Annotated in this window: 27 protein-coding genes and 4 pseudogenes; 18 read left to right on the forward strand and 13 right to left on the reverse strand. The window is 43.1% G+C overall.

The genetic code is table 11. From position 1 onward, the window contains the following. The first annotated feature begins 1 nt into the window (after position 1). From ABEF84_RS03530 to rlmF, 3 genes are all read left to right on the forward strand, one after another. Positions 2-967 (forward strand): cell division protein ZipA C-terminal FtsZ-binding domain-containing protein, encoded by a 966-nt coding sequence (locus ABEF84_RS03530; RefSeq protein WP_034582741.1) that lies wholly within the window; start codon positions 2-4, stop codon positions 965-967. A 94-nt stretch (positions 968-1061) separates the two neighbouring features. After that, positions 1062-3101 (forward strand): NAD-dependent DNA ligase LigA, encoded by a 2040-nt coding sequence (gene ligA / locus ABEF84_RS03535; RefSeq protein ID WP_034582738.1) that lies wholly within the window; start codon positions 1062-1064, stop codon positions 3099-3101. 220 nt (positions 3102-3321) lie between these two features. Next, on the forward strand, positions 3322-4296 hold the full coding sequence (gene rlmF, locus ABEF84_RS03540; protein WP_034582736.1) for a 23S rRNA (adenine(1618)-N(6))-methyltransferase RlmF: 975 nt from the start codon (positions 3322-3324) through the stop codon (positions 4294-4296). 120 nt (positions 4297-4416) lie between these two features. Here rlmF and ABEF84_RS03545 read toward each other — a convergent pair whose 3' ends face one another. After that, positions 4417-5484 carry an aldehyde reductase gene (locus tag ABEF84_RS03545; protein WP_034582733.1) on the reverse strand — a complete coding sequence of 356 codons (1068 nt, stop codon included), beginning with the start codon at positions 5482-5484 and terminating at the stop codon, positions 4417-4419. 343 nt (positions 5485-5827) lie between these two features. Here ABEF84_RS03545 and bfr point away from each other — a divergent pair, with 343 nt between their 5' ends. Next, positions 5828-6292 carry a bacterioferritin gene (gene bfr / locus ABEF84_RS03550; RefSeq protein WP_034582731.1) on the forward strand — a complete coding sequence of 155 codons (465 nt, stop codon included), beginning with the start codon at positions 5828-5830 and terminating at the stop codon, positions 6290-6292. A gap of 51 nt (positions 6293-6343) precedes the next feature. On the opposite strand, the gene ABEF84_RS03555 is transcribed toward bfr, so the two are convergent. From ABEF84_RS03555 to ABEF84_RS03575, 5 genes and pseudogenes are all read right to left on the reverse strand, one after another. Further along, positions 6344-6877 carry a hypothetical protein gene (locus tag ABEF84_RS03555; protein WP_034582728.1) on the reverse strand — a complete coding sequence of 178 codons (534 nt, stop codon included), beginning with the start codon at positions 6875-6877 and terminating at the stop codon, positions 6344-6346. 246 nt (positions 6878-7123) lie between these two features. Continuing rightward, a pseudogene (gene rluB, locus ABEF84_RS03560) lies at positions 7124-8026 on the reverse strand (23S rRNA pseudouridine(2605) synthase RluB); the annotation flags it as partial. 41 nt (positions 8027-8067) lie between these two features. After that, the gene (scpB, locus tag ABEF84_RS03565; RefSeq protein ID WP_034582725.1) at positions 8068-8658 is read right to left on the reverse strand and encodes an SMC-Scp complex subunit ScpB; all 591 of its coding nucleotides are present in this window, start codon (positions 8656-8658) and stop codon (positions 8068-8070) included. Continuing rightward, entirely contained in the window at positions 8655-9449 is a 795-nt protein-coding gene (locus ABEF84_RS03570; RefSeq protein WP_034582723.1) for a ScpA family protein, read from the reverse strand. Before ABEF84_RS03570 ends, scpB begins: the two co-directional genes overlap by 4 nt. Before the next feature lie 348 nt (positions 9450-9797). Beyond that, positions 9798-10460 (reverse strand): IS1595-like element ISAcra1 family transposase, encoded by a 663-nt coding sequence (locus ABEF84_RS03575; protein WP_004783898.1) that lies wholly within the window; start codon positions 10458-10460, stop codon positions 9798-9800. Positions 10461-10594: 134 nt separating this feature from the next. Between ABEF84_RS03575 and ABEF84_RS03580 the strand changes: the two genes are divergently transcribed. From ABEF84_RS03580 to ABEF84_RS03590, 3 genes are read left to right on the forward strand one after another with little or no spacing between them, the layout of a single operon-like run. Further along, entirely contained in the window at positions 10595-10876 is a 282-nt protein-coding gene (locus ABEF84_RS03580; RefSeq protein WP_227504136.1) for a hypothetical protein, read from the forward strand. A gap of 57 nt (positions 10877-10933) precedes the next feature. Further along, the gene (locus ABEF84_RS03585) at positions 10934-11158 is read left to right on the forward strand and encodes a hypothetical protein (protein WP_227504135.1); all 225 of its coding nucleotides are present in this window, start codon (positions 10934-10936) and stop codon (positions 11156-11158) included. Positions 11159-11184: 26 nt separating this feature from the next. Continuing rightward, positions 11185-11646, forward strand: coding sequence for a hypothetical protein (locus tag ABEF84_RS03590; protein ID WP_034584899.1), 462 nt, complete (start codon positions 11185-11187; stop codon positions 11644-11646). Between the two features lie 13 nt (positions 11647-11659). On the opposite strand, the pseudogene ABEF84_RS03595 reads toward ABEF84_RS03590, so the two are convergent. Further along, positions 11660-12717: pseudogene (locus ABEF84_RS03595) on the reverse strand (RNA-guided endonuclease InsQ/TnpB family protein). A 20-nt stretch (positions 12718-12737) separates the two neighbouring features. Here ABEF84_RS03595 and tnpA (ABEF84_RS03600) point away from each other — a divergent pair. Further along, positions 12738-13151 carry an IS200/IS605 family transposase gene (tnpA, locus tag ABEF84_RS03600; RefSeq protein WP_075167884.1) on the forward strand — a complete coding sequence of 138 codons (414 nt, stop codon included), beginning with the start codon at positions 12738-12740 and terminating at the stop codon, positions 13149-13151. Between the two features lie 83 nt (positions 13152-13234). Here tnpA (ABEF84_RS03600) and ABEF84_RS03605 read toward each other — a convergent pair whose 3' ends face one another. The 4 genes from ABEF84_RS03605 to ABEF84_RS03620 all read right to left on the reverse strand — a co-directional run bounded on the left by ABEF84_RS03605 (position 13235) and on the right by ABEF84_RS03620 (position 16304). After that, positions 13235-14464, reverse strand: coding sequence for a transposase (locus tag ABEF84_RS03605; protein WP_168419539.1), 1230 nt, complete (start codon positions 14462-14464; stop codon positions 13235-13237). Between the two features lie 144 nt (positions 14465-14608). After that, entirely contained in the window at positions 14609-14899 is a 291-nt protein-coding gene (locus ABEF84_RS03610) for a hypothetical protein (protein ID WP_034584497.1), read from the reverse strand. Between the two features lie 38 nt (positions 14900-14937). Next, entirely contained in the window at positions 14938-15555 is a 618-nt protein-coding gene (locus ABEF84_RS03615) for an L-threonylcarbamoyladenylate synthase (RefSeq protein ID WP_034584499.1), read from the reverse strand. Between the two features lie 86 nt (positions 15556-15641). Beyond that, positions 15642-16304, reverse strand: a complete 663-nt coding sequence (locus ABEF84_RS03620; protein ID WP_034584502.1) for an elongation factor P hydroxylase — start codon at positions 16302-16304, stop codon at positions 15642-15644. Between the two features lie 97 nt (positions 16305-16401). Here ABEF84_RS03620 and ABEF84_RS03625 point away from each other — a divergent pair, with 97 nt between their 5' ends. The 9 genes and pseudogenes from ABEF84_RS03625 (at position 16402) to tnpC (ending at position 22798) form a co-directional block, all read left to right on the forward strand. After that, positions 16402-16959 carry a DUF177 domain-containing protein gene (locus tag ABEF84_RS03625; RefSeq protein ID WP_034584504.1) on the forward strand — a complete coding sequence of 186 codons (558 nt, stop codon included), beginning with the start codon at positions 16402-16404 and terminating at the stop codon, positions 16957-16959. Between the two features lie 77 nt (positions 16960-17036). Further along, a complete protein-coding gene (rpmF, locus tag ABEF84_RS03630; protein WP_004783304.1) occupies positions 17037-17219 on the forward strand; it encodes a 50S ribosomal protein L32 in 183 nt (60 codons plus the stop codon). A 232-nt stretch (positions 17220-17451) separates the two neighbouring features. Next, positions 17452-18438, forward strand: a complete 987-nt coding sequence (gene fabD, locus ABEF84_RS03635; protein WP_034584506.1) for an ACP S-malonyltransferase — start codon at positions 17452-17454, stop codon at positions 18436-18438. Continuing rightward, positions 18435-19169: a 3-oxoacyl-ACP reductase FabG gene (fabG, locus tag ABEF84_RS03640; RefSeq protein ID WP_034584508.1), complete on the forward strand. Its 735-nt coding sequence runs from the start codon at positions 18435-18437 to the stop codon at positions 19167-19169. Before fabD ends, fabG begins: the two co-directional genes overlap by 4 nt. 86 nt (positions 19170-19255) lie before the next feature. Continuing rightward, positions 19256-19492 (forward strand): acyl carrier protein, encoded by a 237-nt coding sequence (gene acpP, locus ABEF84_RS03645; RefSeq protein WP_004783299.1) that lies wholly within the window; start codon positions 19256-19258, stop codon positions 19490-19492. 187 nt (positions 19493-19679) lie between these two features. Continuing rightward, positions 19680-20177: a peptidoglycan-binding protein LysM gene (gene lysM / locus ABEF84_RS03650; RefSeq protein ID WP_034584510.1), complete on the forward strand. Its 498-nt coding sequence runs from the start codon at positions 19680-19682 to the stop codon at positions 20175-20177. Between the two features lie 227 nt (positions 20178-20404). Beyond that, positions 20405-20787 (forward strand): annotated as a pseudogene (locus tag ABEF84_RS03655) (transposase). Further along, on the forward strand, positions 20784-21119 hold the full coding sequence (gene tnpB, locus ABEF84_RS03660; protein ID WP_160243458.1) for an IS66 family insertion sequence element accessory protein TnpB: 336 nt from the start codon (positions 20784-20786) through the stop codon (positions 21117-21119). Before ABEF84_RS03655 ends, tnpB begins: the two are co-directional and overlap by 4 nt. Positions 21120-21193: 74 nt before the next feature. Next, on the forward strand, positions 21194-22798 hold the full coding sequence (tnpC, locus tag ABEF84_RS03665; RefSeq protein WP_347473765.1) for an IS66 family transposase: 1605 nt from the start codon (positions 21194-21196) through the stop codon (positions 22796-22798). Between the two features lie 95 nt (positions 22799-22893). Here tnpC and ABEF84_RS03670 read toward each other — a convergent pair. Continuing rightward, positions 22894-23951: pseudogene (locus ABEF84_RS03670) on the reverse strand (RNA-guided endonuclease InsQ/TnpB family protein). A 20-nt stretch (positions 23952-23971) separates the two neighbouring features. Between ABEF84_RS03670 and tnpA (ABEF84_RS03675) the strand changes: the two are divergent. Beyond that, positions 23972-24385 carry an IS200/IS605 family transposase gene (tnpA, locus tag ABEF84_RS03675; protein ID WP_075167884.1) on the forward strand — a complete coding sequence of 138 codons (414 nt, stop codon included), beginning with the start codon at positions 23972-23974 and terminating at the stop codon, positions 24383-24385. A gap of 413 nt (positions 24386-24798) precedes the next feature. Here the strand turns inward: tnpA (ABEF84_RS03675) and hemJ are convergent, their stop codons facing one another. Next, positions 24799-25251, reverse strand: a complete 453-nt coding sequence (hemJ, locus tag ABEF84_RS03680; RefSeq protein ID WP_034585295.1) for a protoporphyrinogen oxidase HemJ — start codon at positions 25249-25251, stop codon at positions 24799-24801. Positions 25252-25260 lie beyond the last annotated feature (9 nt).

Here is a 25260-nt window from a genome sequence, read left to right on the forward strand (position 1 = left end):
AATGGAAATCACTACTATTATCGGGATTGTTGTCGCAGTCGTGATCATGCTCCTGGGCATTCGAATGATCATGAAAAAACCTGCTGATGCAGTACCCTCACTGGATTCAGAGCTACATATTGATCCAGACAGCCAGATACCAGTGATTCCGCGTCATGTACGTGCACAACTGGCCAAGCAGGAAGCAGAGGCTGCACGTGTTGAGCCAAGCTTAAATACTGAAATTGTGGAAAATGCGACTGAACAGCAAGAGGCGGTCAAAGCTGAACCTGCCAAAGAAGCGCCTAAGGCTGTAAGCCCACTGGATACGCCAGTCATTGATGAAGCTGAACCAGAAGTAGCTAAAGCTGAAGAAACCGCACCAGTAGCTGAAGCGAAAAAAGAAGAAGCATCTGTTACAGAACCTGAAGCCACAGCTGCTGAATTCAGCCTGAACAGCAATATTGAAAAAGCTGAAATTTCTGAATTTGATGATGAAAGCAGTATTCTGGATGCGCATCTGCATGAACAGAAAGTGGTCGATGATGAATGTGCACTGGCGAATGCTGAAAGCATTATTTCCCTGAGCGTATTCCCGCAAGGTCGTGCACTGTCTGGGGAGAAAACGCTGAAAGTGTTGCTGAAATACGGTCTGCGTTATGGCGAGCTAGCATGTTTCCACCGTTATAGTGAAGACGGTTCTAAGCTGCTGTTCTCGGTTCTGCAAATTACCGATACCGGCATGGAAGGTTTTGATCTGGAAACACTTTCGACTGAAGAAGTTAAAGGTCTGGCATTCTTCCTGGCATTGCCACATAGCGATGTACAAAATGCTTTTGACACCATGGACAGCATTTCACGTTTAATTGCCCGTGAAATTGATGGTATTGTCTATGACCAGAACCAGCAGGAATTCACCCCACAACTGCGTGAATTCTGGCGCCATCAGGCGATTGATTACCGTGCAGGACAACCTGCTGAAGTCTAAGTTTCTGTATTGAAACTGGACATTTCGATTTTTATAATAGCCAAAACTGAAGAATATACAGGGCGGGTTTTCCGCCCTTTTTTATGGTGAAACTATGACACAGGAAGCCACTGTCGTTGCGCAAATGCGCCAGCTGATTCAACTGATTGCCCAGCATAACCATGCCTATTATGTGATGGATCAGCCTACGATTGAGGACAGTGAATACGATCAGCTCTTTCATCAGCTCAAAGCTTTAGAACAACAATATCCAGCACTGGTTCAACCAGATACGCCAACCAATCGTGTCGGTGGTCAGCCGCTTTCGAAATTTGTTACCGTAACCCATGCCGTGCCGATGCTGTCTTTGGGCAACGTATTTAACAAAGAAGAACTGTTTGCCTTTGCCCGCCGTATTGAAGAGCGTCTGCCAAACCAGAAAATTGAATATGATGTCGAGCTGAAATTTGACGGTCTGGCGATTTCCCTGTGGTATGAAAATGGTGTGCTAGTCCGTGGCGTAACCCGTGGTGATGGAGAAACTGGTGAAGATATTACTCAGAATGTCAAAACTATTCGTAACCTGCCAAAAGTATTATGTGATGGAAAGTGCAAAGTCCCAGATCTGCTGGAAGTCCGTGGTGAAGTACTGATCCCAAAGTCTGGTTTTGAAAAGCTGAACGCCGAGAATCTGGCTAAAGGTGAAAAGACCTTTGCTAATCCTCGTAATGCAGCTGCAGGCAGTTTGCGTCAGCTCGATCCAAATATTGCTGCATCACGCCCGTTGGCTTTCTATGCCTATGGCATTGCCCAATGTGTGCCGCATCATGGTCTGAGTACCATGTCTGAGAGTCTGGAATGGTTGGAACACTTTGGTTTTGCAGTAGGTGAACGTCATTTTGTCTGTGACAATATTGAAGATGTACAGCAGTTCTATAAGCAGATCATTGAAGAACGTCCAAACCTGAGCGTAGAAATCGACGGGATGGTGATCAAGGTTAATGACCTGAAACAGCAGAAACAGCTGGGCTTCCTGAGCCGTGAACCTCGTTGGGCGACTGCCTATAAATTCCCGGCAGTGGCTGCCTTAACTACAGTAGAAAATATTGACTGGCAGGTCGGCCGTACCGGAACCTTAACTCCAGTAGCGCGTCTCAATCCGGTCGCAGTCGGTGGGGTAACGGTTTCCAATGTGACCTTACACAATATTGGTGAAATTCACCGTCTGGATGTACGCATTGGTGATACCGTCAGCGTATACCGTAGTGGTGACGTAATTCCGAAAGTAGAAAAGGTCTGGCCGGAATTTCGCCCTGTTGATGCAGTAGAAGTACAGTTGCCAGCTACCTGTCCAGTCTGTGGTTCTCCGGTGGTAATGCCCGAAGGTGAAGCACTGGCTCGTTGTTCTGGTGAGCTATATTGTGCCGCGCAGCGCATCGAGACCATTCGCCACTTTGTATCGCGCAAAGCCATGGATATTGAAGGTTTGGGCGATCGCTGGGTGGAATCGCTGTTGCACCTGAATCTGTTGAGAGATGTCGCGGATATTTATCATCTGCATGAGCATCGTGAACAGTTGCTACAGATTGAAAAAATGGGTGAAAAATCGGTTCAGAACCTGCTGGATGCGATTGAGAACAGTAAGAAAACCACACTGGCAGCGTTCATCTATGCACTGGGTATTCGTGGTGTTGGGGAAACTACAGCCCGTATGCTGGCAAATACTTTCCAGACTCTGGAGACTTTACGCAATGCTGATGTGGAAGCACTCAAGAAAACCCCAGATGTGGGTGACATCACTGCAGAATGGATTGTCGATTTCTTCCAGGCACCACATAACCTGGAAGTACTGGATCGCTTATTGGCTGCCGGCATTCATTGGGATGCGCCAATTGCACCAACGCGCCAACCACTGAATGGCGAAAGCTGGGTGGTGACAGGCACTTTAAGTTCTATGGGGCGTGATGACGCGACGCAATTACTGCAAGCCTTGGGTGCACGTGTCAGTGGCAGTGTCTCTAGCAAGACCAAATGTGTCGTTGCAGGTGAAAAAGCTGGCTCTAAGCTCGATAAAGCAGAAAAACTCGGTGTACCTGTGATCAATGAAGAACAGTTTATTGCGCTCATGAAAGAACATGGTCAAATCGAAGGCTGATCTTTCTAAAAATGACTGAAAAAGACACCGAGGATGAGGAATCTTAGGTGTCTTTTTTATTTCCAATTCAAAACTATAGGTGAATAAGAGAGGTGTAGGATAGACAGATACAAGGACAGGGTCGGCAATGTGAGTTGGATTCACGTACAATATCGATTCATTTGCAGGTATAGATCCTGCCTTATCGATTCTGTTCTCCCTTTGATTTATTGGCATACACATGGCGCAAGCAAAGAAATCTTTTCCGCAACAAAAATCGCAATTACATGCACGAAATCTGCATCGCAGTCGTTATAATTTTCCTCAGTTAATCAAGAGTTGTCCGGAACTTGCACCTTTTATCAGCCTAAATCAATACAACGATCTTTCAGTCAATTTTTCTGATCCATTGGCTGTGAAAATGCTCAATAAAGCATTGCTGAAGCATTTTTATGGCATTCAATATTGGGATATTCCTCAAGATTATCTTTGTCCACCTATTCCGGGTAGAGCCGACTATATTCACTATTTGGCTGACCTGTTAAGTGACGATAATAACGGCCAGATTCCAACAGGGCGTGCAGTTCAGGTGTTAGATATTGGGGTGGGCGCAAACTGTATTTATCCGATCATTGGGCATCGTAGTTATGGTTGGAAATTTGTCGGCTCAGACATTCATTCGGCATCGGTTAAAAGTGCTCAATTTATTGTGGAGGCAAATCCAAATCTCAGGAAGGGGGTTCAGATTCGATTGCAAAAGACACCAAGCAATATCTTCAAAGGTGTGATTAAACCTTCAGATCGTTTTGATTTAACGCTGTGTAACCCACCATTTCATGCTTCGCAAGATGAAGCAAATGCCACAGCAACGCAAAAATTACGCAAACTTGGCAAACTGGTTGATCAGTCTAAAGGGGTGTTAAACTTTGGCGGACAAAAGAACGAGCTGTGGTGTGAGGGTGGAGAAGAACGCTTTGTTTGCCAGATGGTACAAGAGAGCACACAGTTTGCTGAGCAATGTCTTTGGTTTAGTACACTGGTTTCTAAGAAAACCACATTGCCTATGCTGTTAAATACCTTGCGTAAGTGCGGTGCAGTGGATGTAAAAACCATTAAAATGACGCAGGGGCAAAAAGAGAGTCGTTTTGTGGCTTGGACTTTTCTAGATGCAAAGCAACAGCAAGCGTGGAAAAATGCGCGTTGGACTTCTGCTTAGCTTGTTTTTAGGCAGGGATAGTGAGCCTGTGGGCGCATAAGTCGGTGTAGTAGCTCAAATTTAATCTGACAGACACAATAAAAAATCGGTAACTGCCAGATCAGGTTTGAGCTAGTACAATTAAGGAATATATTTTTTCACTACACCATCATCCAGTAGTTGCTGGAAGTGCTCAACTAGGCTTTCCTTCACTGGGCGATACTCCATCCCTAGTTCATCTTTACTTTTCTGGGCATTAAAATAGATTGGAATCCCCATATTCTTTTCCACAAACTCGCGGCTAAATCCGGCAAATGGGCCAAAAAGTTTAAAGGCTGCTTTGGGTAACTGGTTGCGAGGAAATGGGAATTTTGAACCAAAGGCTTCACGCAGGATTTTGCCCATTTCCAGTAAACTCATGGTTTCAGCACAGATGATATAACGGCCATGGGCATCCGGATTAAAGGCGGCACGAATATGGGCTTCTGCTACATCCTGCACATCTACCACCCCGTTCCACATTGGAGGAACGCCGAGTAAGGTCATGCCATTAGCAAATTGTTGTAATACTTCAACGCTGCCAGATTGAGTATTGGGTGTTAAGGATTTACCAAACACCAGAGCAGGATTAATACAGACCAGCTCCCATCGATTTTGTGCTTCCGCCATTTGCCAGGCTTTACGTTCCGCAGCGACTTTGGAATAGGGGTAGGATTGATGCGATTCAGAGCTGGTGGTGTTCCAATGGGATTCATCAAAACAGTTGTTTTCTGTTTGTTTGATATCGATCGCATCGCCATAGGTCGCGGCAATACTCGAAGTCAGAACCACACGTTTCACGGATTCAGTTTTATTGGCACTGGCCAAGACATTTTCAGTGCCAAATACGGCTGGCTCAATGATGTCTTTGACGGCATCCTTGTAATTGGTTACTACAAAAGGCGAGGCCATATGGAACACGATTTCGCAGCCCTGCATGGCTTCATCAAAGGAAGATGCTTCTAGCAGATTGGCCTGGAACAGTTTCAGTTCGCCGGGACTGGCCGCGGCAATTTTTTGTAAATGCTGATAACTACTGGTTTTATTCAAATTACGGACGGTGGCATGTACGGTATGACCCAGTTTAAGCAATTTTTCAATTACCCAGCTAGCAATATAGCCGGATGCGCCTGTGACCAGTACAGGTGACTGTGATTCTGAAGTCGTCATAATTACCCGATTGTTATAGTGTTTTCTATGCTAAGTGTAAGAAACAATAGCATTTAAAGGACTAAGACGTCGGAATTTTTAGAAATATTCAGCAATGAAAAGTCGAATCGGTCACAGATCTTACAAAATTTAACATTCGGAAATTTTGCTCCAGATTGGCCAGCTGCTTCCGAATGAAATTTGCAACGCCTTGTTTTATAAATAGGATTTAAAGTCATGCAAACTGTAAATGAAAGTACTTCTCATTTTAATTATTTAAAAATCATATATTTACGAAAATTTTATTTTGCAAATCTGGATGCTTTTCTCCATAATAAGTCCATAAAGGTATGGAGTTATAAAAATGCGTGGTAATCCAGAAGTCGTAGATTATTTAAATATGTTGATCGGTGGCGAACTGGCTGCTCGCGACCAGTACCTGATCCACTCACGTATGTATGAAGATTGGGGCTTGACCAAAATCTTTGAACGTATTGATCACGAAATGCAGGAAGAAGCCCAGCATGCAGATGCGATCATTCGCCGTGTGCTGTTCTTGGAAGGTACCCCAAACATGCAGCGTGACGATATCGAAATCGGTGAAGATGTGGTGAGCTGTCTGAAAGCTGACCTGAAACTGGAATATGAAGTTCGTCAGAAACTTGCTGCAGGCGTAAAACTGTGTGAAGAGAAGGGTGACTACGTAACCCGTGACATGCTGCGTCAACAAATGTCAGATACGGAAGAAGACCATACTTACTGGTTAGAAAAACAGTTACGCTTGATTGAGCTGATCGGTTTGCAAAACTATATTCAATCGCAGATGTAAGATTGAAACTTAGCTTCTCATCCCGCCTTGTGCGGGATTTTTTTATATCATCTAGGATTTTGACATGCGATTGCCAAATAAGTTTGGTTCGTATTTGGATAATTGTTCTAGGATTGATTGTTTAGTGGTCTCATCAAATAAACTTAGTTTGAGGTCGTATTCATTATCGGGAGTTTTAAAGCGTAATAACACGGTTTGATTTTTATCTTTAGGTGGGATTTCAATATATTGAATTTTCTGAATATACTGGCATCGTACAACAGTTTTATAGCGATAACCAAAAATCATCCATGAAATGTGTTCATCAGAAATATATAGCATGCGTTTGGATTCAATAATGTTCGAACACAGAACCCAGAAAGCTAGCAATAGAATCACGCTGGTGATGAATGGATCGAGATAATATAAAGTTTGGGTAAAGAAATCCTGAAAAAATTGTATCTCGGAGAAGGGAAGTGAACTACGGTTTGGATCCTCTCTTTGCCAAACTGAATAATGGAATAGAAAGAACAGAAACAGGGTATGCGCCATAAAAAATAAAGGATAAGGATGGTTCATAGCCTGTGTGTAATAATGTTTTGTCATTTTTGTCGTCATTTTTATTTTTAAAATAAATGGTAAAAAAAGAGCCACCGAAGTGACTCTATTTTAATCTGTCTTTAAAGGCTATTAAAATTTGTTAAAGCCCTTGTTAAAACCATACGGACGACGTGGTGCATTTTCATCACGTTCTTCACGACGGCCAAAACCTTGATCCTGACGGTTGTCACGACGGGCAAACTGGGTGCCATTCTGGTTTTCTCGACGGCCAAATTGTGGACCTTGATCACGACGACCAAAACCGCCTTCACGACGTTGATCACGACTAGAATTATTTGGCTCGTCATTGTCACGGCGCTGCTGACGGAGGAAACCACCACGACGTGCTGCCATTGGTTTTTCCTGCATACGTTCAGAGCGGCGTTTCGCCATACCGTACAGACCAGTACCTTGGCGTGGTTTCAGCTCAACTGATTTTGCCAGGTTATCGATGTCTTGTTTATCCAGTTCCATCCAGCGACCAGTACGCAGTTCACGTGGCAGGATCACGGTGCCGTAACGGGTACGCAGCAGACGGCTTACTTTCAGACCTTGAGATTCAAAGATACGACGAACCTCACGGTTACGACCTTCTTTCACGACAACTTGATACCAACGGTTGATCCCGTCACCACCGAGTTCAGAGAATGATTCGAATTTTGCTGGGCCGTCATCTAACACCACGCCATTGAGCATGTTATTTTTTAGCTCAGGTGTCACTTCACCCATGACACGAACTGCATATTCACGTTCGATTTCATTAGAAGGGTGCATTAAGCGGTTGGCCAGTTCACCGTCATTTGTGAAAAGCAGAAGACCAGTGGAGTTGATATCCAGACGACCCACCATTACCCAGCGGTCATTTGCCAGCACAGGCAGGTTGTCGAATACAGTTGGACGTTGTTCAGGGTCGTTACGTGAACAGATTTCGCCTTCCGGTTTGTAGTAAATCAGTACGCGACGACGGATTTCATCCTCAATCTGGAATTGTACCTTACGACCATCGATGCGAAGCTCATCACCTGGTTCGATACGCTCACCCACTTGGGCAATTTGCCCATTCACACTTACACGACCAGCGGCAATGACTTCTTCCATATAACGGCGAGAACCCAAACCAACACGTGCAAGCACCTTTTGCAATTTTTCACTCATGACAGCATAACCTTAGAATTAATTATCAACAGTTCACCTATTTATGACTTCGGTGCATGTGCATCGAGGGCCATAAAAGCTTCCTTGGCATCCTGCAGGGGAGGCAATTGGCCTAAACTGGTTAAGCCAAACGCATTTAAAAATTGTGGCGTTGTCACTAACAACGCAGGTCGTCCCGGGAGTTCACGAAAACCGGATTCCTTGATCCAGTTCCAGTCAAATAGCGTACGCAAAATCTGACTATTATTTGTAACACCACGAATTTGTTCTATATCTGCCCGGGTCACCGGTTGGTGATAGGCAATCACAGCCAGGGTTTCAAGCAATGAAGGCGATAAGCGCGCTGGTCGCTCGGGCCATGTCTGAGCAATAATATTACGATACTTTGCACGGACTTGAAAACGGAAACCTTGAGCAGTTTCAATTAGTTCAATCGATCTGCCATGCATCAGCATGGACAGTTGCTGCAGATATTGTTTCAGTTCCTGCTTTGTATAGCGATCCTGAAAGGCTTCTTTCAGTCGCGCCAGTGAAACCGGGGAATCACTCGCAAAAATGATGGCTTCCAACTGCATTAAAATTTCATGCAAATTGTCTTCCGCGGTGAAGACTGAACTCTGGTCAATCGTCATGCATGTGCTCCTTGAATTGCGAGCGGGGCTTCAATACCTGTAGCAATAATCTGAATTTTCTGCTGGCGGGTCAGCTCCAGAACCGCCATAAAGGTGACTACCATGCCCATACGGCCTTGGCTAGGTTTTAATAATTCGGCAAATGACAGCACTTCACCACTGTCCAGACGGCTTTCAATATAGGCGATCCGTTCTTCGAGCAATACCGGTTCCTGCTGAACCTGGTGAATGACTGGTTCAGGACGGTTAAAGATACACAGCAGGGCATCGCGCAGCAGATCGGCACTGTGACCTTCATTTGGCTGGATAAAATCGCCTAGGTGAACATTGGTCTCAAAAGTATCCCGTTCCAGAACGTCCATTTTGCCAAGACGTTCTGCGGCCTGTTTAATGCGTAAATAATTTTCCAGACGGTCGATCAGTTCTTTTTTCGGGTCTTGTTCTGTTGGAGAAGTTGATTTTGGTTTTGGTAATAATAAACGGGATTTTAGATCCGCGAGTAACGCCGCCATCACCATATAGTCGGCTGTCAGTTCGATATTCAGCGATTTCATGGCATCCATATAAGAGAGATACTGGGCTGCAATCGGGGCAATATCGACCTGCAACAGGTCAAAACCGTTTTTCTGGATCAGGTAAATTAAAAAGTCGAGCGGGCCTTCGAAATGCTCTAGCAGGATTTCAAATGCTGAGGGTGGAATATAAAGATCCTCAGGAATCGTCTCCTGCCATTCATCCAGAACACGGATGTGCGGAGTAGTTTCCATCGTATTGTGGATGCTTTGATTCATATACAGTTGTTAGCCACGCGAATTTTCAAAGGCATGAAAGGGCTGATTCTTCGATCTCGCATCGAAAGAAAAAGCATGTAAAAAGTTAAGCCTAGTGTACTTGAATTTTGTCGCTAAATAAATTATTGCCGCCCGCAAATACAAAAAAAGTGCTGATTTGATCGGGTCTTTCTATTTTTTGATCACGAGAAATAAAAATGGTCTTTTATTTAGGATGGTTCATTTTGAATGTAAGTATGAGTTGGTAAGTATTTAAACGACTTAATCAATATTTTGAGTCGATAATCTTCACCCAAAGAATAAAATTATTTTTTAAAAGGCTCTAGACTAGCAGATTTACACTTAATTTTACCTAATGAGGTTCCACAGCTCAGTTGCTAACTCATTAGGTTCCCTCATCCAACGCCATTCAGTTTCTTTAAGATGATAATCAAAGTACTCTTTTGATATGCCGTTAAACTTTGCTAGCCTTCTTTTACAAAAGCTCCAAAATGATTCTATTCCATTTATATGACATTCTCCTCTAGCAAACTCATTTGCTCCGTGATTTACCCTAAAATGCTTTGAATAACCCACATCAACAAGACCATTATAGCCACGCCATCCATCACTATAAATCACACTCTCAAGTGAAACTTTACCAATGATAACCTCTTGTAAAGTCTTCATTTTACAGTCAGGTACGATTTCAGTATAGACGCGCCCATTACGTTCGAATATTCCAAATACTGGCTGTTTTAGAGTCCCACGACCACGCTTTAACTTTCCATGAAACCCACGTTGCCTTTTCGCTCCAAAATAGCTTTCATCTACTTCTATTGAACCAACAAACTTAGCTCTTAAATCTGTTTGATGATCATAGATAGTTTCTCTAAAAAGCATGTACCAATAGTTAATCGTATTACGATTTAAATTGAGTAATAAGGCTGTTTTGGAAGCAGGAATATCAACACAAAAGCATTGAATAATTTTTTTAATCTTGTAGTGACTTAATTTACTGTTTTCTATCATGATTCTAGACTAATATAATCATTTTGCTAGTCTAGAGCCTTTAAAACAGATATCTATTGCTTAAAAAATATTCTAATATCGCAGAAAAAATAGACTAATGAATAAATAAACCAATAACAGGAAAAATTATAAATATGCCCATTATTCTTATTTTAATTGCCGTAATCGGCTTGGGGATTTTCTGGGGTTATCCGAAATATGAAATGATGCAACTTGAAGATCAAGCACGTCAGCAACTTCAATCAGGTCAATTTGCAGCTTTAGAAGCGAAGTATAAACCCATCCTTGAAAGAAAAAAGATAGAACTTACGATTCTGGACCAGTATCCTAATATCCGTTTTTATACACGCTGGCTTGAAGATGAAAATAAAAAGCTTTCTGCAAAAAGTGAACAGAATGTCAAAAATATAGCTTGAGACTCAATTGAATCCTTTCAGAACTTTGATTACAAGTCTCGAACCGCGGTCTTGAATGTGATTGAAGAAGATCAGGTTATTTTTCATATGAATGTAAAAAATAAATTCGGGATGGAGATGCTGCAACATCAGCAAAAACTTTCAGATTGCCCAAGTTTTTTACACATGAGAGCCTTAAAAGCCGGAGAAGAATATGTTCCACCACCTCAGAAAAATAACCAAGTGGAAATGGTAGCACCAGCAGTCAGTACCTCGGTTTCTGAAGAAGCTGCACAACTTTGAATATAAAAAAACCTATGGATAAAACTATGAATATAAAATTTGTTGTTGGTGGACTTTTAGTGATCGCTGGACTATTTTTCGGCACTGAAAAATATTGGGAGCATACCTTTCAGCAGCAAGCGCGAGATAATTTAAAACAGCTACACATGGATGCACAGACTAAACAGCGCTTGGAAAATAGTGGTCTGTCGATTTCAGGGGATATACTGAATCAGTATCCAAACATTATTACTTATATGAAATTAACCACTTTGGCGGATGATCAACTACCGACACAAATCCAAACCCATGTGCAACAGTTTGGATGCATGCAGGTTGATTTGTTAAAAGGCCAAGAGCCAGATTTGGTGAAAGCCTATGCGGTGGTTCTTGAAGAGGATCAGGTTGCATATACCTATACCATTCAAAATAAATTTGGGAAGGCTTTGTTTGAACATAAACAAATACTAGCAGATTGTCCGAACTTTATGGCCTTGCGTCAGTTTTGACATCCTCTCCGACCTAAAGGACGGAGATTCCTCCTGCGAGACGCCCATGTCCGAGCGCAAGAATATTCAGTGCTGAGTTTATATCTCTATCGTGGAATGTACCGCACTCCACACACTGCCATTCTCTTATTCCAAGTCCTGCTCTACCTTTCAGACTACTGGAGCGTGAGCCGCAGCACGAGCAAGTTTGGGTGGTATAGGCTTCATTGACTTCTTCATACCATACCCCTGCGTTCTCGCATTTATACTTGAGCATGGTTCTTAAGGTCGTCCAACCTGCATCGAGTACAGACTTAGCTAATTTTGTCTGTGCCAATGCTTTGGCATTCACATTACCAACGAAGATGGCTGCATGTTCATTCACCAGTTTATGACTGAATTGATGCAGCATATTTTGACGTAGATTTTTGATCTTGGCATGAATCGCTTTGACACGTTTTTTATTTCTTGCTCTTTGAGCAATACCAAGTTTTTGTTCATATTGACGATAGATTTTAGGCGCTTTGAACTTTACACCATCTGAGCAAGTCGCAAGGTCTTTGAGTCCTAGATCAATGCCAATTGAGGTTTTAGCGGTGGTTTTCTCTGTTTTAATTGAATCAACCACAAGACATACATACCAACGCCCTCGGCTATCCTCGACAAACGAGCCTGTTTTAACATTGTATTTACTTAGTCCGTAACTGTCCCATAGCTTGAATTGATGCTTGCCGTATTGGACATACCCATCGGCATATTTCACCGCCACTTTTTTAAATGGAATCCAACCGAGAGAACGTCTAGCATTTTTTTGTTACTGACACGCCATTTTAGCTTGGCTTTTTTAAATTGCTTTCTTCGAGTAACTAATTCTTCCGCAACTGCCTGTATGGTTTGGCTGTGCAAATTGCACTCTTTTGATGTACCTTTCGTGTATTTAGCAATATCGTAAGCTGAAAAGAATTGTTGTTTTCTTTGCAAGTGTTTAAAACACAAATCATTGACATAGTTCCAGACAAAATTAACTTCAGATGCCAATTGGTCTAGCACCTTGCAATGTTTGTCTTTTATGCGTAATTTAAGTGTCTTCATCACTAAAATATATTTGGTCTATGGATAATAGTCAAGAGATTAGAACAGGTCGTCACTGTGTTTTTAATATGCACGTTCATTTAGTCTTTGTGGCTAAATATCGTAGAGATGTTTTTACCAAAGCTATGCTCGAAACTATGAATGAAGTATTCAAGCGCATTTGCTTAGACTTTGAAGCTAAGTTGGTAGAATTTGATGGTGAGCATGATCATGTTCATTTACTTGTGAACTATCCACCAAAAGTAGCTATTTCTAGCTTGGTTAACAGCCTAAAAGGTGCATCTAGTCGTATTTTAAGAACTAAACACCCTGAAATTAAAAACAAATTATGGGGGAATGCTTTGTGGTCGCCTAGTTATTTCGCTGCATCGTGTGGAGGTGCTCCCATTGGGATTATTAAACAATATATCCAACAACAGCAAACACCGCATTAGCAATCCTAGCTAATCCCCACAAGGGGGACTAGCGGATTGCAGCCTTATATCCCCGCCCTGAAGGCATAGGTATCTACACATCTTTAGGTACCTAGTGCAATAGTTGCGATTTCATTCAGTTCATCTATTGAATATTCTGAGAGCAGTTGAAGAGTATTTAGTAAAATCGAGAGTCCTGCCAATATGGCAGGCGCACTCTCTACCTTGCCTCTTTTCTGTTGTCTACCTGAAAGTCTAGTCAAAAATGCACGGACTTTCTGATTTTGTTCATCTGTACAACGCTGTACTCTCCACGTCAACACACAAGCCATACAACTGATTAGCAAACGCCTTAAAATCGCTTCTGGCGTAGTCTGAAGCCATGACTCAATATCATGGCCTGCTTGCTTGAGAAGTTTGAAATAACATTCGATTGACCAACGCCAGTAATACCAAGTCGTCAGTTCTACTGCGGTAATCTCAGTTGGTACATTACTGATCAATGACCATCTTGCAACTGTCTTTTCATTAATATCTTTAACCACCGCAATAATCAGTCTAGCCTCAATTGCAGCACCTTTCTGAGGAGCAACTCTTTGACCTAAACAATCTTTTTTATTTGATTTTGCAGCACGGGTAAGCCGAACATTGGTTTCTCCAACATAAAGCATATGTTGATTACCCTTATAAGAAATGGGTTTCACTTGCTGTATTTCGATACGTTCAGCAACTTCTCCAACTTTACATATTTCACCCTGATGCTCAATCCGATTTCCTTCCTTTGCTCGAATAAGCCATTGAAAACCATGACTGCTTAATTCCCTGAGATGAGCAATGGAATCTCCTTCACGATCAATAATATGTACGCAGGTTTTATCAAGAGGAAACTGTTCAACTTTTTGAATTTGTTCAGAAAGGGAGTCTAAATGGGTTTTACGTTCGGTCTGTTGCTCATTGAATGTCGAATAGCAACCTGAAGCACTAGAAAGGGTCTGAGCTAATGGAGCAACAGGTAGTCCAGAAGCAGCATCAACAAGTAAGCTCGTTTGTAATTCATAGCCTGAGTCGTACTGATGTGTCCTTTGGAGTTTTTGGGTTTTATTACGATGTGTCACATATTGGATTTGTGACCAATCATGAATAACTAAAGCATAACGATGCAGCGATGTCTTAATCTGATCACAAGCAAGTTTTTGAATAGGTTCATTTAATTGTTTAAATGAGATTTTATCATTATTTAAAAACCGCCATACAGCTTGCGTCGTTGCGAAACTATTTTTTTGAGCAGAGGCAATATCTTTGATTGCAGGAGCAAGTGAAGCAAGAGGATTCATATTGAGTTGAACGAGGTTGTTGTAACGTTTGACAAGGCGCTGATCTAAGCGAGAGATGTTAAAATTGAAGAGCATGCTCTTCAATTTAACGCAAAACATGGAAATTGTGTAGATACCTATGCCCTGAAGGGCGAGGTTTTACGGCTAAAGGGATAAAGCTATTTTATTTTGCTCCTGTAATGCATATTCAATTACTTTCTGGCAGGTTTCTGCCAGACAAACATTATTGGTGGAATAAATTTGTAGCAACTTTTTTGCCAGCGCAATATTGAGGAAATAGTGATACTCAATATTGTCGATATTCAGGCTTAAGGTAGAGTTAGAATTCTTTTCGATAGAAATTGCCTTGGATTCTAGTGTCCAGGGTATTTCAGCATAGATCAGATGATCGTCAGGAAACTCATTTAGGTTCAGGAGGAGATAAAACAGATTCATTTTACTTTCTCCCGAAACCAAACTATAAGAAGCTTTAATTATTCAAACGCACTCACGTCCCCAACACCATGACGAATCACTTCAGGCTGTTCACCGGATAAATCCACAATTGAAGTAGTATTTAAAGTCCCTAAGCCGCTATCAATAAACACATCAATCCGTTTGCCGAGCTGCATTTCAATCTCATACGGATCATCTAGTGGATCAGTCTGGTCAGGCAGAATCAGGGTAGAGGTTAGTAAGGGTTCACCTAGTTCACGTAATAGCATCTGGCAGACCGGATTACTTGGAATACGCAAACCAATGGTTTTCTTTTTCGGATGCATTAAACGGCGTGGTACTTCACTGGTGGCTTGCAGAATAAAAGTCGTCACTGCAGGAGTGTTATTTTTCAGCAAACGGTAGGTGGCATTATCGACCTTGGCATAAGTCGCAATATCAGACAAGTCACAGCACAGAATGGCATATTGGTGCTTAGGCCCAAGATTACGGATCTGGGCAATGCGCTCCATGGCATTTTTGTTCCCGATCTGGCAGCCAATCGCATAAGCGGCATCGGTCGGATAGACAACCACATCACCAGCACGGATACGTTCCACCGCCTGTGAAATCAGACGTGGTTGGGGATTGTCTGGGTGTACGCGTAAATGCAACATAAGCTATGCCTCCGATCCTATGCTGACCTTATTATGAGATTGCCTGAACCCTGCACGCAATCCCATTCACAGTAGTTTTATGTAAATTAATCAAGCATTTCACGAAGAAATTCGTCGGATTGTAAACTTTTGCCATTCCGGGTGCAGGCACAAATACAATCAATGAAACGTTTCGCATCACGGGGCAGCTTGGCTTCACCGCTAAAATAACGCTGCACCTGCGTATAGACATTATCTTTAAAGCTTGCTCCATCACCGCCTTCACCCGTCAGGTTATCTAAAGACACGCGGAATTTACGCCCAAAGGCTTTGGAAAACATCCATTCAATCGCCTGTGGTTTGACTTCAACCTGTTCAAACAAAGCCTGCTGTTCGGCGGTACGACCATCTGGCGCATACCAGTAGCCCAGGTCAGGCAGTTTACGGCGTTCACTACCCGCAATGGTCCAGTGGCTAATCTCGTGCAGGGCGCTATTAAAGAAGCCATGTGCGAACTGAATTCGTGCAGGAGCATCTTGGGTTGCCGGGAAATATTCTGGTTCAAAATCACCACGGACTAATGTGACATTTAGGTGGGAAAACCAATGATTAAAGTGTAAGATGAGCCAATCAACCTGTTCTGCTTCTGACGATAAATTCGCCCAAGGTAAGCGTTGCACTTGCTGTAGTGAGTTGTCAGAATCCTGAGTTGAAAGTGTGCTAACGAGTGATGAAACATTCACTTCTGTTTGCGGCTGCAACAGATGCATGACTGAAATTACCCAATTGGTCTGTCTAAATAAGTGCAAAATTGTATCTTAATCTTTGACAGAGTTCTGATGAATTTGTAGAATTGCCGCCTTAATTATGTCAGCAAATACCTTTCCGGCACAGATTGAGCCGTTTAAATGGGCTGAACAGGGCTTTAAATGGTCAGGTCAACTGCCTTTATCCCGCTTTGTTCGTATTGCTCGTGAAGCTGTTGGATCAATTGATGATCAATTGATCAACATAGACTGTAAGCTATCAATGGATGCTTATCATCGCATTGTGTGGCTAGATGGTCATGTTGAAACATCAGTTCCAATGGAATGCCAGCGTTGTCTGGAAACTGTTGAGATTGATCTTGTTTCAGATTTTCATCTGGCTCTTGTGGATGACGAATCACTGATAGAGCGCTTGGATGAGGATGCTGATTTCATCGTCTTAGGTGAAAGCGAAGCAACGACGAAAGGTTCATATGATGCACCTGCGACCGCTGATTTGCTCGCACTGATAGAAGATGAATTGTTATTGTTGATGCCGTTGTCTCCTAAGCATGATGCTTGTGAGCATAAGCACCAACCCGCCGCTGAAGAGGCTGTCGAAGAAAAACGGGACAATCCGTTTGAAGTTTTGGCAGCGTTGAAGGGTAAACTTAACTAATTTTTGTGTTATACTCCAAGGTATAAGACAATCGAATTTGTTCTGATCCATTTTTTCGATCTTTGTAAGGAGCCATCATGGCCGTTCAGCAAAACCGTAAAAGTCGCTCTCGCCGTGACATGCGCCGTTCACATGACGCTTTAACCGAGAATGCATTAACTGTAGACCAAACTACTGGTGAAACTCATCGTCGTCACCACGTATCTAAAGATGGTATCTACCGTGGTCGTCAATTATTCGCTAAAGCATCTGCTGAATAATAGGTGATGTATTAAGCGTTAAGCTTGATAGAAAAAATGGGAGCGTTAAGCTCCCTTTTTTTATTTCCTGTTTTTATAAAATAGACTAAAAGCTCGGTTTTTGTTGTATTTGGCAATTACTGTGGTCAAAATTACGTGTTAAATTGCGCTCCACAATGAGTTAGGTGGTATTACCTGTTAATTTTGATCAGTACGATGAAAATTAATTTCTCTTGAATGAAAGGATTTTATTATGTCTGCTAAACAACTCGAGCAAGCAGCTCAGGCAACCAAAACTGCATTTGTATTCCCGGGGCAGGGTTCACAGAAAGCGGGCATGCTCGCTGAACTGGCAGAGCAGTTTAGTAGCGTGCGTGACACATTTGCTGAGGCTTCAGAGGCTGTTGGCTTCGATCTTTGGCAGATTGCACAGAGTGGTGAAGGGCTGAACCAAACTGAATTTACTCAACCGGTACTATTAACGGCATCTATCGCATTATGGCGTGTATGGCTAGAGCTGGGCGGTGTGGCACCGAAGTACCTGGCAGGTCACTCTTTAGGAGAATACAGCGCATTGGTGGCTGCTGGTGCTTTAAGCTTGAGTGATGCTGTGAAGCTTGTTAACTTGCGCGGTAAGCTGATGCAAACTGCTGTACCAGAAGGCGTCGGTGCAATGGCTGCAATCCTTGGTCTGGATGACGCAAAAGTGGTTGAGCTGTGTGCTCAGGCGACTGCAGCAGGTGAAGGCTCTGTTGAAGCCGCAAACTACAATGCTCAAGGTCAGGTAGTTGTTGCAGGGAATAAAGAACGCGTTGAAGCTGTGATGGCGTTGGCAAAAGAGAATGGCGGCAAAGCCATCGCACTACCAGTTTCTGTTCCATCACACTGTTCACTGATGAAACCTGCCGCTGAGCAGTTTGCTCAGGCTTTGGAACAAACTGCCATTGAGCTGCCACGTATTCCTGTAATACAAAATGTGGGCGCAGAAATTGCGTCAGATGTGAATGAGCTTCGTCAAAATTTGACTGCACAGCTCTATGAATCTGTACAGTGGACCAAAACCTTGCAGTTCCTTCAAGACGAAGGCATTGCGTATATCGTGGAATGCGGTCCGGGTAATGTGCTTGCCAACATGGCAAAACGTTTACCAAACATCGAAAAAGCACTTCCGCTGGATACCAAATCCCGTCTGGAAGATGCACTCAACACCGTATTGGTGGCAGAAGGGAAAATTGCATGACACAGGAACGTAAAGTTGCCTTGGTGACAGGTGCAAGCCGCGGCATTGGTGCTGCAATTGCACAACAACTGATACAGGACGGTTTTTTTGTGGTAGGGACTGCCACTTCTGAAGCAGGTGCTGAAAAAATCTCAGCTGGCTTTGGTGAAAATGGTGCGGGCAAAGTACTGGACGTGCGTGACGGCGCAGCCATTGATGCACTGGTAACTGATATTGAGCAGAACTATGGCCCAGTCTTGGTATTGGTAAACAATGCCGGTATTACCAAAGACAACCTGTTACTGCGTATGTCAGAAGATGACTGGGACGATATCCTGAACATCCATCTGAAAGCAGTTTACCGTTTGTCTAAACGTGTGCTGAAAGGCATGACCAAAGCGCGTTTCGGCCGCATCATTAATATCAGTTCTGTGGTGGCGCATTTTGCAAACCCAGGTCAGGCGAACTACTCTGCTGCAAAAGCAGGGATCGAAGCATTCAGCCGCAGCCTGGCAAAAGAGATGGGTAGCCGTCAGATCACTGTAAACTCTGTGGCACCTGGCTTTATTGCGACAGAAATGACCGAACAGTTGAGCGAAGAAATTCGTAAAAAAATGAGTGATCAAGTGGCACTGAATCGTCTCGGCGAGCCACAGGATATCGCAAATGCCGTAAGTTTCTTGGCTTCGGATAAGGCAAGTTACATTACAGGTACTGTAATTCATGTGAATGGTGGTTTATACATGAGCTAAGGGGCTCAAGTATAAACTTTCCAAATTTTATAGATTCAATTAAACTAACGGCATTAAAAACGCCACAAGCAATGAGGAGAATTCCTGTGAGCGATATCGAACAACGCGTTAAACAAGCGGTTGCAGAACAACTTGGTATCAAAGTCGAAGAGATTAAAAACGAAGCATCTTTCATGGATGACTTAGGTGCTGACTCTCTTGACCTGGTTGAATTGGTAATGTCTTTCGAAAACGATTTCGACATCACTATCCCAGATGAAGATTCTAACGAAATTACAACTGTACAATCTGCAATTGACTACGTGACTAAAAAACTGGGTTAATCGCTAGATTTTCAGCTTTGCTGAACTTAAGAACCACCGCAAGGTGGTTTTTTTGTGTCTGAATTTTTTGCAGTTGTGAAAGCTTACATTCCTTAACAGGAAGCTTACCAATGATGAACTTTGGGGTAGATGAATTCCGCTATAAACAATAGGGAGAGAAAAACCAGAGAATAATAAGGAGCCTTCCATGGGTATTTTTGATTTTGTAAAAGGCATTGGCAAGAAAAACACCGCACCTGCAGAGCCACAGCAGCAAGCACCCGCGGCACAACAAACGCCCACAGCGAAGCCTGCAGAACCATCTGCTCAGCAAATTGCTGATCAGTTATTGGGTCATATCAAATCGCTAGGTTTGCCGATTTCAGGTCTATCGGTCACCTATAATGGCAGCACTGATCTGGCAACCGTGAAAGGGCAGGTACAAAGCCAAGCCGACCGTGAAAAAATCATTCTTGCTGTTGGTAATATTGATCATGTCGCCAAAGTTGATGACCAACTGACTGTGGCGAATCCTGAACCAGAAAGCAAATTTTATACGGTGAAATCTGGCGATACGCTGTCTAAAATTTCTAAAGAATTTTATGGGGATGCCAACCAGTACAATAAAATCTTTCAGGCCAATCGCCCATTATTAAAAAATGCCGATGATATTTTCCCGGGGCAGGTACTGCGTATTCCAAATTAATAATTTCTGATTCTGAATTTTTAAAAAAACCTTCTAGATGAACAGTTCACAGCAAGGCTCCTTTGGGGTGCTTTGTTGTTGCTAGGAGAAAATAAGGTATTAAGCTTCCACATCAATGTGAAGGGTGTCTCTGTTATTTATGTAAGCATCCGGCTAACACAGCCTTACCAAGCGATCCTATAAGCCTTAATTTAGTTCCCACCTAAAAACAAGTGGGGACTTAATCCATGAACATGGATATATATTCAGCAACACCTCCTGTTGCTAAAAACGCAGAAAATACAGCAAAGAATTCAAACTCAGTATTGTCAATGCCTGTAAAAATCCTAATACCTCGATCGCTTCGGTCGCACTGCAACATAGTATTAATGCCAACCTTGTCAGTCGTTGGATCAGGATCTTCAGCCATCATGAGGGTGCCGTACAGGATCCTACTCATGTGAATCCAGCATTTATTGCTTTGCCTTACACTGCTGCAATCAGCCAACCTATTGATGAGAGGATCACGTTGTGTATCACCGTGCCTCATACGAATAATGATATTCAGCTAAAATGGCAGACATCAGAAATACCTGCCTTGGCAGAATTACTCAAGGCACTTGCAACATGATCCGCATTGATGAAATCTGGTTGTCTACTCAGCCCATGGACATGCGTGCAGGTATGGATACGACCATGGCTCAGGTGGTGAGAGCCTTTGGCTACATCAAACCGCATTGTGCTTACCTGTTCTGTAATAAACGTGGCCATCGCATGAAAGTGCTGGTACATGATGGACTGGGCATCTGGCTGTGTGCCCGGCGGCTGGAACAGGGAAAATTCCACTGGGCGCAGGTTCACCAGGGTGAAAGCATGGCGATCAGTCCGGAACAGTTACAGGCACTGATCCAGGGTTTACCTTGGCAGCGCATTGGACGACAGCAGGTGGTGACGATGCTCTAAACTAGGTTGGTCCATTCTGCTATTCTCCAAACGTTCTATTTCATTCTTCTCATGACCTCAGGCATACTGCGGTCATGAATACGCTGTCTGACTTAAGCCAACTGACCCATGAACAACTGCTGGAATTCACCAGGCAGTTGGCGCTGCAGCATCAGTCTCTGGCACAATCAAATCAAGAATTAGAAAAATCAAACCAGCAATTGGATGCCAAAGTTCAACATCTTTCTATTCTCACTCAAAAATACGAGCATGAACTGGCGCTGTTTAAACGGCATAAGTTCACCCAGAAGAATGAACACTTAACGACCAAACAAATCCACCTGTGGGACGAAGCGGTTGAAGAAGATATTGCCGCGGTTGATCTAGAACTGGAACGGCTAAATGCAGACAAAACCGATGCAGCGACACAGAAAGCCAAAACCAATAAACCTAAACGTCGACCACTGCCAGATCATCTACACACCATCCGTATTGAGCATGAACCTGCATCAACCCAATGCGCTTGTGGCTGCCAGTTACGTCGTATCGGCGAAGATGTCAGTGAAAAACTGCATTTCAGACCGGCACAGTTCTATAAGGAACAGCATGTGCGTGGTAAATGGGTCTGTGATCAGTGTGACACCCTGACTCAGCAAGCGATGCCCGCCTATGTGATTGATAAAGGCATTGCTTCACCTGAACTGCTCAGCCATGTGCTGGTATCGAAGTATGCCGATCATTTACCGCTGTACCGTCAACGTCTGATCTATCAGCGGGCGGGAATCGAGCTTTCTAGATCAACGTTATCTGACTGGATAGGTCGCTGCGGTGTAGAACTGGAACCTCTGGCCAATGCCTTAAAAGAGGTGGTACTACAACAGCAGGTGCTGCATGCAGATGAAACACCGGTCACCATCATGCGGATGGGTGAGAATGATAAAAAACCGAAGAAAGGTTATGTCTGGGCCTATGCCACTACACAGTACAATCCAGTTCAGGCGGTGATCTATGACTTTCAGGATAGTCGTTCAGGCCAGCATGCTGCAGAGTTCTTGAAAGGCTGGCAGGGTTATCTAGCCTGTGATGATTACAGTGGTTATAAAGCACGCTTTAAATCAGGCCAGGTCATTGAGGTGGGCTGCATGGCCCATGCACGTCGTAAATTCCATGAACTGCATGTAACTGGGAAAAGTCAGGTCGCTGAACAGGCATTAGTGCTGATTCAGAAACTGTATGCGATAGAAGCAGAGCTCAGGAAAAAGACCGATGGTACAGCGGAAGACCGCCGCGAATACCGACAACAGCATAGTCAACCAGTGATGCAACAACTATATGGATGGCTCAACCAACATCATCTGACGGTGCCATCGAGTTCTCCCACCGCCAAGGCGATCAATTACACTCTGAAGCGTTGGCCAGCCTTAAGCCGCTATTTGGATGATGGCAATCTACCGATTTGCAATAATTGGGTAGAGAATCAAATGCGACCTTGGGCCTTAGGGCGCAAGAACTGGCTGTTTGCTGGCTCGCTGCGCAGTGGACAGCGAGCGGCAAATATCATGACGTTAATCCAGTCAGCAAAGCTGAATGGCTTGGATCCGTATGCCTATTTAAGTGATGTGCTGAAAAGGCTGCCGACACATAAAGTGACCCAGATTGAAGAGTTACTGCCACACTGCTGGAAACCTAAATCGAATTAAAAATTGGTATGGGATTCAGCGGACGCTTACTTATTTATTTCTGAATAACTTTTTTAAAAATATCAACAAGATCTTTTATTGACATCCTCTCCGACCTAAAGGACGGAGATTCCTCCTGCGAGACGCCCATGTCCGAGCGCAAGAATATTCAGTGCTGAGTTTATATCTCTATCGTGGAATGTACCGCACTCCACACACTGCCATTCTCTTATTCCAAGTCCTGCTCTACCTTTCAGACTACTGGAGCGTGAGCCGCAGCACGAGCAAGTTTGGGTGGTATAGGCTTCATTGACTTCTTCATACCATACCCCTGCGTTCTCGCATTTATACTTGAGCATGGTTCTTAAGGTCGTCCAACCTGCATCGAGTACAGACTTAGCTAATTTTGTCTGTGCCAATGCTTTGGCATTCACATTACCAACGAAGATGGCTGCATGTTCATTCACCAGTTTATGACTGAATTGATGCAGCATATTTTGACGTAGATTTTTGATCTTGGCATGAATCGCTTTGACACGTTTTTTATTTCTTGCTCTTTGAGCAATACCAAGTTTTTGTTCATATTGACGATAGATTTTAGGCGCTTTGAACTTTACACCATCTGAGCAAGTCGCAAGGTCTTTGAGTCCTAGATCAATGCCAATTGAGGTTTTAGCGGTGGTTTTCTCTGTTTTAATTGAATCAACCACAAGACATACATACCAACGCCCTCGGCTATCCTCGACAAACGAGCCTGTTTTAACATTGTATTTACTTAGTCCGTAACTGTCCCATAGCTTGAATTGATGCTTGCCGTATTGGACATACCCATCGGCATATTTCACCGCCACTTTTTTAAATGGAATCCAACCGAGAGAACGTCTAGCATTTTTTTGTTACTGACACGCCATTTTAGCTTGGCTTTTTTAAATTGCTTTCTTCGAGTAACTAATTCTTCCGCAACTGCCTGTATGGTTTGGCTGTGCAAATTGCACTCTTTTGATGTACCTTTCGTGTATTTAGCAATATCGTAAGCTGAAAAGAATTGTTGTTTTCTTTGCAAGTGTTTAAAACACAAATCATTGACATAGTTCCAGACAAAATTAACTTCAGATGCCAATTGGTCTAGCACCTTGCAATGTTTGTCTTTTATGCGTAATTTAAGTGTCTTCATCACTAAAATATATTTGGTCTATGGATAATAGTCAAGAGATTAGAACAGGTCGTCACTGTGTTTTTAATATGCACGTTCATTTAGTCTTTGTGGCTAAATATCGTAGAGATGTTTTTACCAAAGCTATGCTCGAAACTATGAATGAAGTATTCAAGCGCATTTGCTTAGACTTTGAAGCTAAGTTGGTAGAATTTGATGGTGAGCATGATCATGTTCATTTACTTGTGAACTATCCACCAAAAGTAGCTATTTCTAGCTTGGTTAACAGCCTAAAAGGTGCATCTAGTCGTATTTTAAGAACTAAACACCCTGAAATTAAAAACAAATTATGGGGGAATGCTTTGTGGTCGCCTAGTTATTTCGCTGCATCGTGTGGAGGTGCTCCCATTGGGATTATTAAACAATATATCCAACAACAGCAAACACCGCATTAGCAATCCTAGCTAATCCCCACAAGGGGGACTAGCGGATTGCAGCCTTATATCCCCGCCCTGAAGGGCGAGGTTTTACGGCTAAAGGGATAAATCATCAAGTAAACGATGGCGAGTGCCATTTTTAAATTATTAGTTTTGGTTCTTAAATGTCTTCTTCTACAAAACTATTCTAGCTTTAGTTGATAGTCGAGGTCGAGAATGCGAGTCTTATTCTTTTTTAGGTGAGGTAATTTGCTCTCAGAATGGATCACCTTGAACAGCTGGATCATTAGCCAATTGTATTTGCTTGTTTTGTTAGCAAGCTATCTTGTACTGTGCTTGCCAAGAGTTGCTAGGTTGCAGATTGAAGTTTAAGCGGTAAATATAAAAAAATCCCCAATCAGTCGGGGATTTTTTTATTTTTGCTATCTGAATTAGAAGGTAGGTTTCACCACTACCAGAATCACCACAGCAAACAAAATTAAAGTTGGCATTTCATTAAAGAAGCGCCAGAACTTGTGTGACTTGTAATGCGCATTCTCAATCAGCTTTTTGCGGTAATAACCGCATACCAAGTGATAAATCACTAATAAACCGACCAGACCGACTTTCAGGTAGAACCATAAGGCTTCATGATAGTGACGCGTTGCATCACCCCAATCCACTAGAAAGTGTGCTGTAATCAGTGTTGCGACCATTGCTGGCCACATGATACCGCGATACAGCTTGCGTTCCATGACCTGGAAGCGTTCATGACTGACCGTATCTTCACTCATGGCATGGTAAACATACAGCCGTGGCAGGTAAAACAACGCAGCAAACCAGCAGACCACGGCAATAATATGTAATGCTTTTACCCAAAGGAAAGCATCAGAAGGAGCATCCATCAAGTCACC

The organism is Acinetobacter sp. ANC 7912, assembly GCF_039862785.1.
In the GTDB taxonomy this organism is placed as follows: domain Bacteria; phylum Pseudomonadota; class Gammaproteobacteria; order Pseudomonadales; family Moraxellaceae; genus Acinetobacter; species Acinetobacter thermotolerans.

Excerpts from the sequence above, each read along its gene's own strand:
- ABEF84_RS03530 (WP_034582741.1), top strand. The coding sequence starts at position 2 with ATGGAAATCACTACTATTATCGGGATTGTTGTCGCAGTCGTGATCATG.
- hemJ (WP_034585295.1), bottom strand. The coding sequence starts at position 25,251 with ATGGATGCTCCTTCTGATGCTTTCCTTTGGGTAAAAGCATTACATATT.
- ABEF84_RS03555 (WP_034582728.1), bottom strand. The coding sequence starts at position 6,877 with ATGACAAAACATTATTACACACAGGCTATGAACCATCCTTATCCTTTA.
- tnpA (WP_075167884.1), top strand. The coding sequence starts at position 12,738 with ATGGATAATAGTCAAGAGATTAGAACAGGTCGTCACTGTGTTTTTAAT.
- ABEF84_RS03580 (WP_227504136.1), top strand. The coding sequence starts at position 10,595 with ATGCCCATTATTCTTATTTTAATTGCCGTAATCGGCTTGGGGATTTTC.
- tnpC (WP_347473765.1), top strand. The coding sequence starts at position 21,194 with ATGAATACGCTGTCTGACTTAAGCCAACTGACCCATGAACAACTGCTG.
- ABEF84_RS03615 (WP_034584499.1), bottom strand. The coding sequence starts at position 15,555 with ATGTTGCATTTACGCGTACACCCAGACAATCCCCAACCACGTCTGATT.
- ABEF84_RS03545 (WP_034582733.1), bottom strand. The coding sequence starts at position 5,484 with ATGACGACTTCAGAATCACAGTCACCTGTACTGGTCACAGGCGCATCC.
- ABEF84_RS03570 (WP_034582723.1), bottom strand. The coding sequence starts at position 9,449 with ATGAATCAAAGCATCCACAATACGATGGAAACTACTCCGCACATCCGT.
- tnpB (WP_160243458.1), top strand. The coding sequence starts at position 20,784 with ATGATCCGCATTGATGAAATCTGGTTGTCTACTCAGCCCATGGACATG.
- tnpA (WP_075167884.1), top strand. The coding sequence starts at position 23,972 with ATGGATAATAGTCAAGAGATTAGAACAGGTCGTCACTGTGTTTTTAAT.
- fabG (WP_034584508.1), top strand. The coding sequence starts at position 18,435 with ATGACACAGGAACGTAAAGTTGCCTTGGTGACAGGTGCAAGCCGCGGC.
- ABEF84_RS03620 (WP_034584502.1), bottom strand. The coding sequence starts at position 16,304 with ATGCATCTGTTGCAGCCGCAAACAGAAGTGAATGTTTCATCACTCGTT.
- ligA (WP_034582738.1), top strand. The coding sequence starts at position 1,062 with ATGACACAGGAAGCCACTGTCGTTGCGCAAATGCGCCAGCTGATTCAA.
- rlmF (WP_034582736.1), top strand. The coding sequence starts at position 3,322 with ATGGCGCAAGCAAAGAAATCTTTTCCGCAACAAAAATCGCAATTACAT.
- scpB (WP_034582725.1), bottom strand. The coding sequence starts at position 8,658 with ATGACGATTGACCAGAGTTCAGTCTTCACCGCGGAAGACAATTTGCAT.
- ABEF84_RS03610 (WP_034584497.1), bottom strand. The coding sequence starts at position 14,899 with ATGAATCTGTTTTATCTCCTCCTGAACCTAAATGAGTTTCCTGACGAT.
- lysM (WP_034584510.1), top strand. The coding sequence starts at position 19,680 with ATGGGTATTTTTGATTTTGTAAAAGGCATTGGCAAGAAAAACACCGCA.
- ABEF84_RS03575 (WP_004783898.1), bottom strand. The coding sequence starts at position 10,460 with ATGATAGAAAACAGTAAATTAAGTCACTACAAGATTAAAAAAATTATT.
- bfr (WP_034582731.1), top strand. The coding sequence starts at position 5,828 with ATGCGTGGTAATCCAGAAGTCGTAGATTATTTAAATATGTTGATCGGT.
- ABEF84_RS03625 (WP_034584504.1), top strand. The coding sequence starts at position 16,402 with ATGTCAGCAAATACCTTTCCGGCACAGATTGAGCCGTTTAAATGGGCT.
- ABEF84_RS03605 (WP_168419539.1), bottom strand. The coding sequence starts at position 14,464 with ATGAATCCTCTTGCTTCACTTGCTCCTGCAATCAAAGATATTGCCTCT.
- fabD (WP_034584506.1), top strand. The coding sequence starts at position 17,452 with ATGTCTGCTAAACAACTCGAGCAAGCAGCTCAGGCAACCAAAACTGCA.
- rpmF (WP_004783304.1), top strand. The coding sequence starts at position 17,037 with ATGGCCGTTCAGCAAAACCGTAAAAGTCGCTCTCGCCGTGACATGCGC.
- ABEF84_RS03590 (WP_034584899.1), top strand. The coding sequence starts at position 11,185 with ATGAATATAAAATTTGTTGTTGGTGGACTTTTAGTGATCGCTGGACTA.